The organism is Clostridium manihotivorum, assembly GCF_004015185.1.
Lineage (GTDB): Bacteria > Bacillota > Clostridia > Clostridiales > Clostridiaceae > Clostridium_AR > Clostridium_AR manihotivorum.
On record NZ_CP025746.1, the window covers coordinates 6,209,089 to 6,225,705 of the forward strand.

Sequence of the window (16,617 nt, forward strand, 5' to 3'; positions counted from 1 at the left end):
ATTTACACAAATCTAGGGATGCTCCTTAACTATACTATTTTAGTTGTCCATTCCTCACAATTCCAAATTTCAGTCACTACATCATGATAAAACTCAGGTTCGTGGCAAACTAATAATATAGTTCCTTTATATTCTTTTAAAGCCCTCTTAAGCTCATCCTTTGCATCTACATCTAAGTGGTTTGTAGGCTCATCCAGTATCAATATATTAGTTTCATTATTTATTAGTTTAGCTAATCTAACCTTAGCAGCTTCTCCCCCTGAAAGTACCATTACCATGCTTTCTATGTGCTTTGTAGTTAATCCGCACTTTGCAAGAGCAGCACGTACTTCATATTGAGTATATCCAGGGAACTCCTGCCAAAATTCTTCGATGCAAGTATTCGTATTTCCTTCTCTGCTTTCTTGCTCGAAGTATCCAATATACTGATAGTCTCCAAGAGCAACTTCTCCACTTATAGGCTTGATTTGCCCCATTAAACTCTTAAGAAGAGTAGTTTTTCCTAATCCATTAGACCCAACTAAAGCAATTTTTTGACCTCTTTCCATATAAAGATTAAGAGGCTTTGTAAGTGGGTGGTCATAACCAATAACTAAGTCTTTTGTTTCAAAAATTACTTTTCCAGAAGCTCTTGCTGTCTTAAAGTTAAAGGTTGGTTTTGGTTTCTCTTGACTCAATTCAATTCTATCAATTTTATCAAGTTTCTTCTGTCTAGATTTAGCCATGTTTGCAGTGGCTACATTAGCCTTATTTCTAGCAACAAAATCCTCTAATCTCGCTATTTCAGCCTGTTGTCTTTCGTAAGCTTGCTCTAATTGTTTTTTCTTTGCCTCATATATTCTTTCAAACTCCTCGTAATTACCAACATATCTGTTAAGCTGCCTATTTTCTACATGATATATTAGATTGATTACCGAGTTTAAAAATGGAATATCGTGAGATATTAGTATAAAAGCATTTTCATAGGAATTTAAAAATCTTTTAAGCCATTCAATATGAGCTTCATCTAAATAGTTAGTAGGCTCGTCTAAAAGTAATATATCTGGAGTTTCTAAAAGAAGCTTAGCAAGTAATACCTTTGTTCTTTGTCCTCCACTTAAATTGGTAACATCTTTATCTAGCCCAACATCTAAAAGACCTAACCCCTTAGCCGTTTCTTCAACCTTAGCATCAATAACATAAAATCCATTATTATCCAGCATATCCTGAATTACTGCTGTTCTTTCCAACATTGCATTAAGTTCGTCTTCGCTAACCTCTCCCATTTTTCCATAGAGTTCATTCATTTCAGCTTCTGCATCAAACAAATATTGAAAAGCTCCTCTTAAAATATCTCTTATTGTTTGTCCGCTCTGAAGTACTGCGTGCTGATCCATATAACCAACTCTCACTCTGTTGCTCCACTCAACCTTTCCTTCATCAGGCATAAGCTTTCCAGTTATTATATTCATAAACGTTGATTTACCTTCACCATTGGCACCGATAAAACCTATATGCTCTCCCTTAAGTAGTCTAAAGGATACATCTTCAAATATAGCTCTATCACCAAAACCGTGGCTTAGATTCTTAACTGTAAGTATACTCATTATTATTCTCCTCTTCCTTATATATTCTCGTTTAAACCCGCATGTTTCCAATAAATTCTTAACTTCTTAACTTTTTAAATTGTTATATTTATTTAATCACATAATTATATACTTTTAAATTCTTATAATGTTAAAAATACTTAATGTTATATTTAATTCAGCATATTTATTAAGACTTTGAGTCATTATAAATAATTTATAATATTAATTGTATATTCTTTAATTGCCTTCATTAATAATACCTAATTCAGTCCCTTTAAATAAAGGTATAACATCCTGTACTTCTTAAATATAATTTTTTATAATACCATCAATATTTTAAGGTATCAAACAGCTTGTTGTCAAAAGAAATTCTTACTATTATAGTAAAAAGACCTTCTACTTAAACTTACGCTTATGTAGAAGGTCTTTTAATTATATTGTTTTTATTTGAAAATGATTTATTAAGGATGCACTTTTAATACGAAAACTGTTTTAAAGTCTCCTCACATTTGTGAACTGATGCTTTGAAGATATAAACTTTAGGCTATGTTTAATAATATTGTTGAAATTAAGTGGTCATGAAGGAGATGCTCTATGAGTGAGCAATTAGCGCAAGCTCATCTAAGCATCAGATGACTGACCGCTTAATTTCACCCCGGTACTTGAACAGAGCCAAACTTTAAGCTGAAGAGTACAACTTATGAATAGAATACTATTTTGCAGACTTAACCTCTAACCATGCCTCATCGTATAGCTTTAGTTGTTCACCTAGATCTCTGTAATTTTCGCACTTATCTAGCACTTCCTTAGGCAGATATGCATTTTTATTATTCTTGATCTTGTCGTCTTGTGCCTCTCTTGCTTCCTTTTGAGGAGTTGTATAGCCAACTTCTGCGGCATTTCTTAGAGAAGGATCTTTTTCACATAAGAAGTTTATAAACATTTCTGCTTCTTTTTTATGTTTTGCTCCTTTTGGCACTGCTAAAGAATCAACCCAGAAGTTAGCGCCTTCCTTAGGTACTATATACTTTAGATATGGGTATTTATCTTGAAGGTTCAAGCCTTCTCCTGACCAAATTACTGCCAGTTTACCTTCACCTGCTACCATTCGGTCCTTTACTTCATCATCCACATATGCTCTTACTAAGGGCTTTTGTTTTATAAGCTCTTCCTTTGCTTTGTTTATTTCACTTTTATCTGTTGTGTTTAAAGAATATCCAAGCCTCTTCAAGGATACCCCTAAGGCATCTCTTTGAGCATCAAGCATAAATATTTCTCCTTTATACTTTGTGTCCCAAAGAATATTCCAAGAATCTACTGGTTCCTTGACTAAGTTTGTATTATATATTATTCCTATGGTTCCAGACATATAAGGCACAGAATATTTGTTGCCAGGATCAAAAGATCTATTCAAATAGTCTGAGTCAATCTTATCCATGTTAGGTATGTTGTTAAAGTCTAGTTTTTCTAACAGGTTTTCCTTTATCATCTTTTCAACCATATAGTCCGAAGGAACCACTATATCATAGTTTGTTTTTCCTGACTTTACCGCTTGATACATAAATTCATTTGTATCATAGGTATTATAGTTTATCTTTATGTCATACTTATTCTCGAACTCCTTTATAAGTCCTTCATCTATGTTCTCTCCCCAGTTAAATACATCTAAAATCTTTTGTTCCTTTTTACTGCTGCAAGCTGTAAGGGAAATAGTTAATACTATGGTAAATAAAATAGTAATTATTTTATATTTATGTTTCATCGATATAAGCCTCCTGTATATATTAATAATCATTCTCATAAACACTTGATTATTTTACCACATAACTTATCATATTTAAATAAAACTTGTAAAAGAACTATAGATAAAAATCACTAAAGGGATTTAATACTTTCCTAATCAATTGCTCCAAAGACTAGAGATTACTGGGCTTACATAGCAAGAAGTCTTATACTTTACTAAAAAGCAAAAAATCATGCACAAGTTAGGGCTTACCCATTTTTGTACATGATTTAAATCATTAATATCAGTATTTTATTTTACCAATGGAATATTTGTATAAATTTCTATGCAATAAATATCATATATACTAAATAAATAATTACTGTAGCTATGAATGGTATGTTTATGATATTATCTTTTTCTAAAGCTATGTCTCCATCAAATCCTGCTGTTCTACCATCTCCTGCTAAAGCTAATTCATAGCTGTCCACAACACCTCTTTGCTCTGCTGCCTCTTTTAGCTTCTTAATACATATAGAAACTAAAGCTGCAAATATCAGTGCAATAAAGCCAAAGGTAAGCACTGTATTTATCTTTTGATTTAAAGGTAATTGTCTTAATGAGTAATTTTGTTGATTTGCTGCTGCAAGTTTTGTAAAAGGCGCAAGTAAAGCTTGCATTGTAACCTGAATACCATTTACAGTAAAGTGGCATATCATAGATACAAATATACTGTTAGTCACTCTAACCATGTATGCAAAAAGTGCACCTAAGGCAGCTGCATAAAGGAATTGCTGTCCATTCAAGTGGAATATTCCAAATAATAATCCTATCATTAACGAAGCTTTTAGCTTGCTTTTATTATTATATCCTGATAGTACTATACCTCTCATGGTTATTTCCTCTGTTATAGCTGGTGTAACTGCTACAACTAAAAGCATCATCCAGTAAGGTAAATCTCTCATCACATTCATAGCCTTCGCAACATCGTTGTCAAAGAAAAATGATGTTATAAGAGAAAAAAGCGTCATAACCGGTTGAGATAAAATTGCTATTAGTATTGCATACCCGATTTCCTTACCACTAATCTTATTAAATCTAAAGGTTTCTTTTACTGAAGCCTTTGTTATCACAACATATATAACAGCAGGCACAAGGAAGAATAACGCATGGACAGTCATTAACAACTCTCCGTAATTAAATCCTAAAGCCATAAGCGGCCTTCTTACAATATATGGACCTACCATAGATACTAGTAAAACTATAAAGAAATACAAATTTGATTTAAATACTGGTTTCATAAATCTCTCCTTACCATTTAATTTATATACCTAAATACTTTATATTTATTTTTGGGGTATGTATATTTTTTTAGTTTCGGGAGACAATTATTAGTGTAGATAACTTTTATATTAAATTGCCTCTCCCCCATTTTATTTAATATAGAAAATTCCTCTTTTAGTGATGGTTCTCCTAGCTTAAAGAGGAATTTTTATTTTGTTTATCGGTACAATATAAGAAAATGATATCATAGGTATCCTTTACGAAAACTTTATTTATACATGTTCTATAATAGCGTTTTTTTTGGATTATAGGGCATGCATTAATTAATAGTTGAAATTGGATACCTATAGGGAACCTATATGAAAACTTAATTTATACTTGTTATAAAATCCAGGCTTCTGGGGATTTTGTGGCATGTATAAATTAATAGTTGAAGTTGGTTCCCTATATAGATATTTTCGTAAACTTATATTACTTAAACATAGTTTCTGTTAAGTAATTCTCTTCTAAGCCAATCTAGAGCATTCATCATGGCCCTTTGTCTAACCTTTTCTCTTGACCCTTGGAAATTAAACTTTCTTACTAAAGTATTCCCATCTATATATATACCCATATATACTAATCCTACAGGTTTGTCATCTGTACCACCGCCAGGACCTGCTATTCCTGTTGTAGATATACCAACTTTTGTACCTGCAGCTTTAGCTATGCCTTCAGCCATTTCTCTGGCAGTCTCTTCACTTACAGCTCCATACTTATCTAAGGTCTCTTCTTTAACTCCTAGCCTTTTCATCTTACTTTCATTAGAATAAGTTACTGCACCTTCTAAAAACACTTCAGATATACCTGGATAATTTATTAGGTTTGCTGCCACAAGCCCTCCTGTACAGGATTCTGCTGTAGCTATAGTAAGCTTATTTCTAACAAGAAGCTCTGCTACTACATGCTCTAAGGTAGTTTCACCCTCACCATATATATTATCTCCAAGTTTTTCTCTTATCTTGTCTTCAACAGGCTTTATTAAGTTTTTAGCTTCTTCTTCGTCTTTAGCCTTAGCGGTTATTCTAAGAGTTACATCTATTTCCTTAGCATAAGGAGCTACTGTTGGATTGGTCTGCCCATTTATTATGTCCGCGATTTCTTCAGCCATAAAACCTTCTCCTATGCCAAAGATTCTTAAAACCTTAGATACTAACACAGTGTCAGTATATTGCTTAAGATAAGGTATCACATGGTTCATAAACATAGGCTTCATTTCTTTAGGTGGTCCTGGAAGAACTACTATCATCTTATTATCTTTTTTTAATACAGCTCCTGGCGCTGTACCATTAGGATTAGGAAGAACTACCGCATCCTTTGGGAAATAAGCCTGCTTAGCATTACTTCCTTCCATTGCTCTTCCGTTTTTATTGAAGTAAGCCTCTATAGACTTCCAAGATTCCTCATGGACAACTAATTCCTGACCAAAGAACTTAGCAGCAGTTTCCTTGGTTAAATCATCAGGAGTTGGCCCAAGGCCTCCTGTAGCAACTATCAAATCACAGTTTTCAAAAGCATCGCTAAAGGCTTTAAGCATCCTTTCCTCATTGTCTCCAACCACAGTTTGATGATACACATCTATGCCAACAGCAGCTAGTTCCTTAGCTAAAAACTGAGCATTGGTATTTACTATATCACCTAATAACAGTTCTGTTCCTACGGAAATTATTTCTGCTCTCATGTTTCTCCTTCTTTCTTTTATATAAGCTTTTTAGTTACAAGTTATTTTTAAAAAGTAGTTTACTCACTATACTTTCCATGCAAGTAGTTATTTAACCTCTTTTCCACTGAATTTATTGGTTCATTAATTCTGCTACAGTAATCCACTATTTGATCCTTTGAAAACTTAAATGAATCAAAGTACTTTGAATGCTTCGATCCAAAATACAATCCGCATACAGAAGCAACTGGATCCATCATATAGCTTTCAGTTAGCTTAGCCCCTGTTCTATCAGTGGCTTTTAAAATCTTGAAAGCTTTTTCAATCTGCTTTTGATCCTTTAATGAAGGATATCCAAAGGCTGGTCTTATCCCTCTATACTTAGCTTGGAATAGTTCCTTTTTAGTAATGTTCTCCTGCTTATCATAACCCCAATAAACTTTTCTTATGTCTTCATGAAGTTTTTCTGCTGCTGCTTCTGCTAACCTATCACATAATAGTTTAAGCATTATGGCCTTAAAATCTTCTCCATCCTTTTTAAGTTCCTCTTCATACTTATAGACTTCAGTACCAGCAGTGACTAAAAAGCTTCCTATATAGTCAGTTTTGCCACTTTCCTTTGGAGCTATAAAGTCTGATAAGCACATATACCTTTCTTCCTTAAGCTTCTTTTGCTGGCGAAGGAAATTAAAAGTTTCAACTTCTTTACCAGCTTCATCATATAAAACAACATCATCTCCTATGGCGTTGCACTTAAATATGCCAAATACTCCTCTAGGATATATCTTATTGTTTTCTTCCAGCTCATCAAGCATATTGTTAGCTTCTTCAAATAGCTTCTTGGCTTCTTCTCCATATAACTTATCCTCAAGTATTTCAGGATAAGTTTTCTTCATCTCCCAAGCAATGAAGAAGAAAGTCCAATCTATATATTCTCTTAATTCCTTAACTGTGTAGCTAACTTCTTTTACTCCTAGGAATTCTGGAACATCTATTGTTTCTTTATCCCAATTAATTCTGAACTTATTATTTCTAGCTTCCTCTAAAGGTATATTTTCTGTAGTGACTAATTGTTTGTAGTTATCCCTTATATCTTTGTACTCATTATTTATATTCTCCAAATAGGTTGCCTTATCCTTCATAAGCTCTTTCATAATTTCTACTGTCTTTGAAGCATCTCCTCCATATATAACACCGTTACTATAGTTAGGCGCTATCTTTAAAGCAGTATGGATCTTAGAAGTTGTAGCTCCACCAATTAATAAGGGTATATCAAAACCTTGCTTTTCCATCTCTTCTGCTACATGAGCCATCTCTTCAAGAGAAGGAGTAATAAGACCGCTTAGCCCTATAGCGTCAACCTTTTCTTCCTTAGCCACTCTCAGTATCTCTTCACAAGGAACCATAACCCCTAAATCTATTATTTCGAAGTTATTACAACCTAATACTACCCCAACTATATTCTTACCTATATCGTGAACATCGCCTTTTACCGTAGCTAGCAGTATCTTTCCAGCCTTGCTTTGTGCTTCAGAGTTGTCTTGCCTTATATATGGAAGTAATATCTCCACAGCTTTTTTCATAACTCTAGCTGATTTCACCACCTGTGGCAAAAACATCTTTCCGTCTCCGAATAAATCTCCAACTATCTTCATGCCGTCCATAAGTGGTCCTTCAATAATATTAAGTGCTTTCTGGCTGATAGACCTTGCTTCTTCTAAGTCCTCTTCAAGATATTCACTGATTCCTTTTACTATGGAATAACTTAATCTTTTTTCTACCGCATCACTTCTCCAAAGTTTTATCTTCTCATCCTGCTTCTCTTCACTGTTTCTATGCTTATCAGCAAACTCTAACAGCTCTTCCTTAGCTCCGTTTCTTTTATTAAGCACCACATCTTCTACTAATTCTAACGCATCCTTAGGTATATCATCATAGATTCTTATCATTCCAGGATTAACTATTCCCATGTCCATACCTGCTTTTATTGCATGATATAAGAATACGGAATGCATCATCTCTCTTACAAAGTTGTTTCCTCTAAAGGAAAAGCTTAAGTTTGATACTCCTCCTGAAACCTTGGTATAAGGTAGATTTTCCTTAATCCACTTTGTAGCATTTATAAAATCTAAGGCGTAGTTATCATGCTCATCAATACCCGTTGCTATAGCTAGTATATTAGGGTCAAATATTATATCCTCAGCTGGAAAGCCTACCTTCTCCGTTAATATGTCATAGGCTCTTTTGCATATCTGAATCTTTCTATCAAAATTATCCGCCTGACCTTTTTCGTCAAAGGCCATTATAACAGCTGCGGCACCAAAGTTCTTTATTATAGAAGCCCTTCTTATAAACTCCTCTTCACCTTCTTTTAGTGATATGGAGTTTACTATACACTTTCCACCGATAGACTTTAGCCCTTCAGTTATAACTTCCCACCTAGAAGAATCTATCATCACCGGTTTGCAAGCAATCTCTGGTTCAGCTGCTAGAAGTCTTAGAAAGTGTGACATTTCTTCTTTTCCATCAAGCAACCCGTCATCAAAGTTTATGTCCAGGACTTGTGCTCCATTTTCTACTTGCTCTCTAGCTATAACTAGTGCTTCATCATACCTTTTCTCTCTTATTAATCTAGCAAATTTAGCTGATCCAGCAACATTTAACCTTTCACCTATATTAATAAAGTTATTTTCTTCTCTTGCCTCTAATAGTTCTAGCCCTGCGTAAGTACTAACCTTATCTACTATAGGTAATATCCTTGGACTATATCGCTTAGCTAAAGAACTTATTGCCTTTATATGCTCTGGAGTTGTTCCACAGCAGCCGCCAACTATATTTAAGCACTTATCCTCAAATAGCTCCTTTAAATAACTGCAAGTTATTTCTGGAGTTTCATCATACTCTCCAAGTATATTAGGCAATCCGGCATTTGGGTATAAAGATACATATAAAGCTTCCTTCTTAGCTAATTCTTTTACAAATGGTATAAGCTCTTTTGCTCCAAAGGAGCAGTTAAGGCCTATGGATATAACATAATCGCTTCTCATAGAGGCAGTAAAAGCTTCTAAGGTCTGGCCTGATAAAAGTCTGCCGCCCCTATCATTTATAGTACCTGAAAGCATTATGGGAACTTGCTTATTCTTTTCACTAAATACTGACTCTGCAGCAACTAAGGCAGCTCTAGCATTTAAATGATCAAATATAGTCTCTATGAGAAGTACATCTACTCCTCCATCCATTAGGCCTTCTATCTGAACTTTATAAGACTCAACTACCTGCTCAAAGGTAACACTTCTAAAAGATGGATTTTCAACATCTGGCGACATTGATAAGGTCTTATTTGTTGGTCCTATAGAACCTGCCACGAACTTTAGACTTGTCTCAGTTGATAAACTGTCAGCTACTTCTCTTGCGATCTTTGCCCCACTATAATTAAGATCGTATACTAATTCTTGTTGTCCGTAATCTTCTTGAGATATGATATTACTATTAAAAGTATTTGTTTCTATTACATCTGCGCCAGCTTCCAAATAAGCTTTGTGTATACTCTTTATTATCTCCGGTTGTGTCAAAACCAGTATATCATTATTGCCTTTTTGCTCAATAGCTGCATCTTTAAATAAGGTTCCTCTAAAGTCTTCTTCCTTAAGCTTATAAGACTGTATCATTGTTCCCATCGCCCCATCAAGAACTAAGATTTTTTCCTGTAAGCTCTCTATAAACTTATTATTTTTGAATAATTGCCCCCTCATTGCTACCTCCAAATAATCTTATTATTGTATCTTATGTATAGAGTTCCTAACTCAACTATTAATTTATAAGTGCCCTAAAATCTCCAAAAGCCTGGGTTTTAGCACAGGTATAAATCAAGTTTCGATATAGGAACTCTTTATATAAATATTATACTATAATACTTAGTTATCATACAGAACTAAGTATATCTATGTACCAATTCATAGTAAATTTTATACTTTCTAGTGTTCCTCTAAGAATCTAGAATGCTTTAAAAATACACCTAGTATGGAGCTAGTACATCAGATATACCAGGCCCCTGCTAAATATAAATTCCCATAGAAATAAATAAAGCTGCTCATCGTAAATATAATTACGATGAGCAGTATTTGAAAAATTCCTTTTCTCAATGCTTACATAGAGAATCAGACAGTTTTTATTTGTGAGAAGGGATACAAATAAAAACTGATAAAAGTTTTTGTTAAGTAATTATTTTAGAAATATTCAAAGTAAGCTATGTATGAGAAAAAAGAATTTATTGCCCAGTGCCTTGTTTTACAGATAATCTTTTTCTATTTCTATTACTATTCTTAGGTTCTTCATCAGTTAGTGCTGTATCCCAATTTGACTTAAGTTTTCTAGTTAACTTGTTGTCCATCTGACTATCCTTTGGCATAGTTTATCACTCCTTCTTTTCTTTAGTAGAACTTTGTCCCTCTCTACATTCATTAATTTATGTACTTTCTTATCCAAATATTCATAGTATTTTTAAACTAAATTACTAAAGCAATATTATTAAAAAATAAAAACCATGCATATAGGTCACTCTTACCTATACTGCATGGTTTTAACTTTTGGCTATGTTTACTAATTTTTTAAAATTAAGTAGTTAAGCAGGAGATGCTATATGAGCGAGCAATTAGCGCAAGCTCATTAAAGCATCGGATGACTGACCACTTAATTTCAATATTGAACTTTAACATAGACTAACTTCTAAATGCGATTTTTTTATGTTTTTAACTTCTACTTGCTTTCCATTATAGCCAATGCTACTGCACCTATAACTCCAGCATCTGTTCCAAGACCTGCAGGAACTATCTTGCATGCTTCAGCCATGTTCTTAAAGCATCTTATATTTACAACTTCTTGAACCTTATCAAAAACAATCTTTCCAGCCTTTGATACTCCTCCACCTATAATGATCATCTCAGGATCAAATATGGATATAGCATTAGCTACACCTATACCAAGGTAGTTTAATGCTGTATCTATTATATCCTTAGCTACTTGATCTCCGGCAGCTGCTTCTGCAAAAACTTCAGCTGAAGTTACAGTTTTGTACTTTCTAAGAGAAGTTTCAACTTTACTTTCTAAAGCCTCTTTACCTCTTTTTCCTATAGCAGTTCCTGAAGAAACAGCTTCTAGACATCCTATGTTTCCACAATTACATCTTGGTCCATCTGGAGCTACTGTAGCATGTCCTATTTCAAGAGCATTACTTGTATTTCCTCTATATATCTTACCATTTAGGACAGCTCCTCCGCCTACGCCAGTACTAACTGTGAAGTAAACCATATTTTCAGTTCCTTTTCCAGCTCCAAACATAAACTCACCTATAGCTGCAACATTTGCATCATTATCTAGATATACTGGAACTTGAAACTTTTCTCTAATAGGTGATACTAAATCAAAGTTCTTAAATGGAAGATTTGGTGTAGTTATTATAATACCAGTTTTTGCGTTTAATGGCCCAGGAGAACCTATACCGATGGCCTTTACTTTTTCAATGGTTACATTACCATTTTCGATTACATCTTCTACAGTCTTAATTATTCTTCCAAGTACTGCTATTTCACCCTCATGGGCATCAGTTGCGATTATTGATTGGCTTATAACGTTTCCATCAAAGTCTGACAAAGCTGTACTTATCTTTGTTCCACCTAGGTCTATACCTATAACATAGTTACTCATTATTTTCCCCCCACATCCTAAAATAAAACATACCTTTTTTATGAATTTACAACCTTATTATAGCATATATACAATTAATTATATTCTATATTTAATTTGCTAATAATATTTATAACTTTTTCCTAAATTTAAATTACATTATTGTAAATATTGAAGATATTATACCGAAAAATATTCTATTATTTCTATTGCTGTTCGCTCTTAAATGCATTTATATAATATCTTCCTTGTTCATCATATCCCTGATCTTTTATATAAAAATCATTATCAGATAACATCTTACATATAACTCTTATGCTGTCATTTCCCTCATTGTCAACTGTTATGGTGAAGTTATCCTTATTATCCACAACTCCGATATAATCATAAATATTGCTGTAATCGCTAAGTCCAATACTTCCTCTGATATCCATTCTATAGTCTGACATCTTTGACCCCCTAGATATAAGTTTTTACTATTAGTATAGATAAAAATAGAATTAATATTCCTCATTACATAAATAAAGAATGGACTTTTACAAATTTATATAGAATAAAAAATTGCTAACGGCTTTCATTAGCAATTTTTTAAGTGATTATATTATATTCTTACAAAGCTTCGTTCTTAATGTCTTTTAGCTTCCTGGCATTTTCTATTATCTTTTCAACTTCTACAGGAGGAACTTCTTCATATCTTTCAAAGGTAGCTCTAAAACTACCTCTTGCTTGTGATAACGAACGAAGATCAGTAGCGTATTTAAACATCTCAGACATAGGAACTTCAGCGGTTACCATTTCCATTCCTTCTACTGGCTCCATACCAAGAACTCTTCCTCTTTTCTTATTTATATCTCCTATAACATCTCCCATATATTCACCAGGAACCATAACTTCTAAGTGCATTATTGGTTCTAACAGTATTGGTTTTGCTATCTCCATACCTTTCTTATAAGCTAATGACGCAGCTATCTTAAATGCCATTTCAGAAGAATCTACAGGATGATAACTTCCATCATGTAGGGTTGCTTTTAGTCTTATAACCGGGTATCTAGCTAATACACCATGTTGTATGCATTCCCTTAAACCTTTTTCTACCGCTAGAATATAATTCCTTGGTACAACTCCTCCAACAACTTGATCTACAAATTGCAGTTCATCATTATAATCACTTCTAGGTTCAAACTTAATCTTTACATCTCCGTACTGCCCATGCCCACCAGATTGTTTTTTATGCTTTCCTTGCACATCTGCTATACCCTTTATAGTTTCTCTATATGGAACCTTAGGGCTTTGAAGTACTACTTCTGCTCCAAACTTATTCTTTAACTTAGAAGCAATTACTTCTAAATGAGTTTCACCTACTCCAGAAATTATAGTTTCAGCATTTTCCATATCTCTTGATATCTTAAAGGTTGGATCTTCTTCCAAGAGCTTTCCTAGAGCTGAAGATATCTTATCCTCGTCACCCTTACTCTTTGGAAGCACTGCCATAGACATAACTGGCTCTGGAAATATCATAGGCTCATATATGACCTTATAATTACTATCGCAAAGAGTATCCCCTGTAGCAGTGTATTGAAGCTTTGCCACAGCACCTATATCCCCTGCAATAACTTCTTTTGTAGTTAACTGATTCTTTCCTCTTAAAAAGTATAAATTGCTCATCTTCTCTATTTTTTCTTTAGATGAATTATATACTGTTGAGTCTGACAAAGCCTTACCTGTTAAAACTCTAAATATGGAAAGTTTACCTACAAAAGGATCAGCTATGGTTTTAAATATAAATGCCGAAAAAGGCGCGTTATCGGTAATTCTAACTTTTTCATAATTGTTATCGTTTAAATTTTGCAAACTACTTACTGTTATTTTATCAGGAGAAGGAAAGCATTCTATGATATCTTCAATAAGTAGATCCATGCCCATTACTTCTAAGGAGCTTCCACACATAACTGGTGCTATCTCGCCAGTGGTGCAGCCTTTAATTAGACCCTTGTAAACTTCCTCATCACTTAATTCTCCCTCACTAAAATACTTATCTAAAAGTTCTTCATCAGTTTCAGCCACTGCCTCCATTATCATCTGTTTGCATTCTTCAACCTTATCCAATAACTCTATAGGGATATCTGTTATCTCTACCCTTTTAGACTTCTTATCATAAATATGCGCTTTTCTCTTAATTATATCGATTACGCCGCTAAAATCGCTTTCCTTACCTATGGGGTATTGTATAGGTACAACTGTAATCCCAAATTTATCTTTAAGTTTCATAAGAACTTGATCATAATTTGAATTTTCTCTATCTAACTTATTTATAAAAAATGATCTCGGTAACTTAGCCTTATTACAATATTCCCAAGCTTTTTCCGTACCTACCTGAATACCTGCAGCACCGCAAACCACTATCATTGCTACATCAACAGCTCTTATTCCCTGTATTTCTTCTCCTATAAAATCAAAATACCCTGGCATATCAACTAAATTAATCTTTTTATCATTGTATTCTAAAGGAATAACTGATGTTGATAAGGATATTCCTCTTTTCTTTTCTTCCACATCATAATCACTTACTGTTGTTCCCTCTTCTATCTTACCTAATCTATCTATGGTTTTAGTACAATATAACAAGGCTTCAGACAGCGCAGTCTTTCCAGATGAACTGTGCCCAATTATACCTACATTTCTTAGATTATTGGTTTTATAGTCTTTCATACATTTCATCTTAACTCTATAAATTTAGATAAAGTTAAGACATTCACCTACCTTCCATAAAAATTTAGACTTTAGCCATATATTTTAAGAAGCTATAGTTAATATTTCTACTGACATCGCAGTTACAAGCCTTTGGAAGTATAAGTTGTATTTTGAGGTTATAGCTGCAAATTAAGTGAAAAATATTAATCAGCTAAAGATTGCTTGAATAAGTCTACAAATCCTAGAGATAAAATGTATTGACGATAAATATAAAAGAACAGATATGGATACATAGGTGTACACCTTATTAATGAAATTTACCTTTTTTAAACCTACTATAATGGTATATAGAAGCTTTAAAATCAGTTTTGGTATTGAAGTGTACATCTTTCTTTATAAAGAACTTAAAAAAGCCGCTCACTTAGATTTTTAATCTTCACACAGAATAGTATATATAATAAATGTATTCATTAAATTTTATATTATTATATTAAATAATATTCTCTATAATAAATTCTTATCCTTCTTTATTTTTGAAAATTCTGAAAATTTATTTTTTCATAAACTGACTATATTTACATCATATCCTAAATGTTATATTCTATTCCTTCTTATTGCATCTAATAGATACTTTTATATTTGCCCTTATTATTCGTGTACTTTTTTAACTTTTTGTTATTTTTCTGCAATTTATTCATATTATAGTGTACAGTCATATCAAAGTTTGGTAAAATAGTTATTATTTAATTAAACTTTCTATTTAAATTGAATTTAATATTATCTGTTTATACTTAAATAAAGGCAAACTTATCGAAAGATAAGGACGCAAAGCTATGGGTCTTAAAATTTATTTTATGATTGCCAGGTTGCTAAGTTTATATTAAGGATGAACCTTTTTTGCTTGTTCATTCTTTTTATTTATCTATATATAATATGGAGGAGATAATATGGTCAAAAATGTAATAATTATGGGAGTAGGAAGTTATCATCCAGAAAAGGTTCTATATAATGATTACTATATAGAGCACTATAAGAAATTCGGTACTGACGCTCATGCTATTGGAATGATGGAGAAGATGGGTAGGAATAGAAGAACCTTAGCTTTTGAAGAAGAAACAAGTATAACTATGTCAGTAGAGGCTGCTAAGAATGCTTTATTAAAAGCTAATCTTAGTGCTTTAGATATAGACGCTATAATATCTGTATCAGATACCCCAGAGTACCTTACACCTTGCTGTGCACTAATTATAAAGAATAGTCTTGAAGCCAAGAATGTTACCAATGTATTTGATATGAATAATGACTGCATAGGAATGCTGACAGCAATAGATATTGCTTCAAGGTATTTGAAAACAGACACTAAATATAAAAGAATCCTTGTAGTTGGTTCTATGAACATGACTCCATTTTCACGTGAAGATGATTTAGTTACTTACCAAGGTATATCTGATGGAGCTGCTGCTATAATACTTGAGGTTGTAGAGGAAGAAAAAGAAAGAGGCTTCTTAGGATCTAGAGTCTTTACAGATGACAGTTATAATAAAAATATAAGATTTCCTAATTGTGGTTTATCCAAAATAACTGATGAGAAAACTTCAAATTATGATAGAAGGTTGAGATGGGATCCTTTTGATTTTAGTTTTCTTTCAGATGAGTGGTCCAAGCTTATGACTATTCACTTGGGCGATCATAACCTTAAACCTAAGGATGTTAGTCATTACTTCATATCCCAATTTTCTAAGCATGATCTTTATGAGACCTTGGCAAAGCTTGGAGTTGATAGGTCCAAAGCTATCTTCAACGGCGATAAGTATGGCTATACTGGATGCGCAAGTCCTATTATAGCTTTAGATGACATGCTATCCATAAATGATTTTAAAACGAATGATATACTTGTCTTTTGTTCTGTAGCAGCAGGATACACTATGGCTTCTCTAATATACAAGTGGTAATTTAATTTTAAACAGGGG

Annotated in this window: 10 protein-coding genes and 1 riboswitch; of the genes, 1 reads left to right on the top strand and 9 read right to left on the bottom strand. The window is 33.2% G+C overall.

The genetic code is table 11. The annotated features are described in order from the left end of the window. Positions 1-29: 29 nt before the first annotated feature. The 9 genes from C1I91_RS27340 to fusA all read right to left on the bottom strand — a co-directional run bounded on the left by C1I91_RS27340 (position 30) and on the right by fusA (position 14,665). Positions 30-1,586 (bottom strand): ABC-F family ATP-binding cassette domain-containing protein, encoded by a 1,557-nt coding sequence (locus tag C1I91_RS27340; protein WP_128215758.1) that lies wholly within the window; start codon positions 1,584-1,586, stop codon positions 30-32. 694 nt (positions 1,587-2,280) lie between these two features. Beyond that, positions 2,281-3,330 (bottom strand): ABC transporter substrate-binding protein, encoded by a 1,050-nt coding sequence (locus tag C1I91_RS27345; protein WP_128215759.1) that lies wholly within the window; start codon positions 3,328-3,330, stop codon positions 2,281-2,283. 305 nt (positions 3,331-3,635) lie between these two features. Continuing rightward, complete coding sequence (locus C1I91_RS27350; RefSeq protein ID WP_128215760.1) at positions 3,636-4,592, bottom strand: CPBP family intramembrane glutamic endopeptidase; 957 nt, start codon at positions 4,590-4,592, stop codon at positions 3,636-3,638. 458 nt (positions 4,593-5,050) lie between these two features. Continuing rightward, a complete protein-coding gene (locus C1I91_RS27355; protein ID WP_128215761.1) occupies positions 5,051-6,295 on the bottom strand; it encodes a competence/damage-inducible protein A in 1,245 nt (414 codons plus the stop codon). A 59-nt stretch (positions 6,296-6,354) separates the two neighbouring features. Further along, positions 6,355-10,026 carry a methionine synthase gene (gene metH / locus C1I91_RS27360; RefSeq protein ID WP_128215762.1) on the bottom strand — a complete coding sequence of 1,224 codons (3,672 nt, stop codon included), beginning with the start codon at positions 10,024-10,026 and terminating at the stop codon, positions 6,355-6,357. 515 nt (positions 10,027-10,541) lie between these two features. Further along, positions 10,542-10,682, bottom strand: coding sequence for a hypothetical protein (locus C1I91_RS28480; protein WP_164880687.1), 141 nt, complete (start codon positions 10,680-10,682; stop codon positions 10,542-10,544). A gap of 347 nt (positions 10,683-11,029) precedes the next feature. Further along, the gene (locus tag C1I91_RS27365; protein WP_128215763.1) at positions 11,030-11,977 is read right to left on the bottom strand and encodes an ROK family protein; all 948 of its coding nucleotides are present in this window, start codon (positions 11,975-11,977) and stop codon (positions 11,030-11,032) included. Between the two features lie 185 nt (positions 11,978-12,162). Continuing rightward, a complete protein-coding gene (locus C1I91_RS27370) occupies positions 12,163-12,405 on the bottom strand; it encodes a hypothetical protein (protein WP_128215764.1) in 243 nt (80 codons plus the stop codon). 160 nt (positions 12,406-12,565) lie between these two features. After that, positions 12,566-14,665: an elongation factor G gene (fusA, locus tag C1I91_RS27375; protein ID WP_128215765.1), complete on the bottom strand. Its 2,100-nt coding sequence runs from the start codon at positions 14,663-14,665 to the stop codon at positions 12,566-12,568. 772 nt (positions 14,666-15,437) lie between these two features. Continuing rightward, positions 15,438-15,521: riboswitch (cyclic di-GMP riboswitch) on the top strand. A 73-nt stretch (positions 15,522-15,594) separates the two neighbouring features. Between fusA and C1I91_RS27380 the strand changes: the two genes are divergently transcribed. Beyond that, the gene (locus tag C1I91_RS27380; RefSeq protein WP_128215766.1) at positions 15,595-16,599 is read left to right on the top strand and encodes a ketoacyl-ACP synthase III; all 1,005 of its coding nucleotides are present in this window, start codon (positions 15,595-15,597) and stop codon (positions 16,597-16,599) included. Positions 16,600-16,617: the final 18 nt, after the last annotated feature.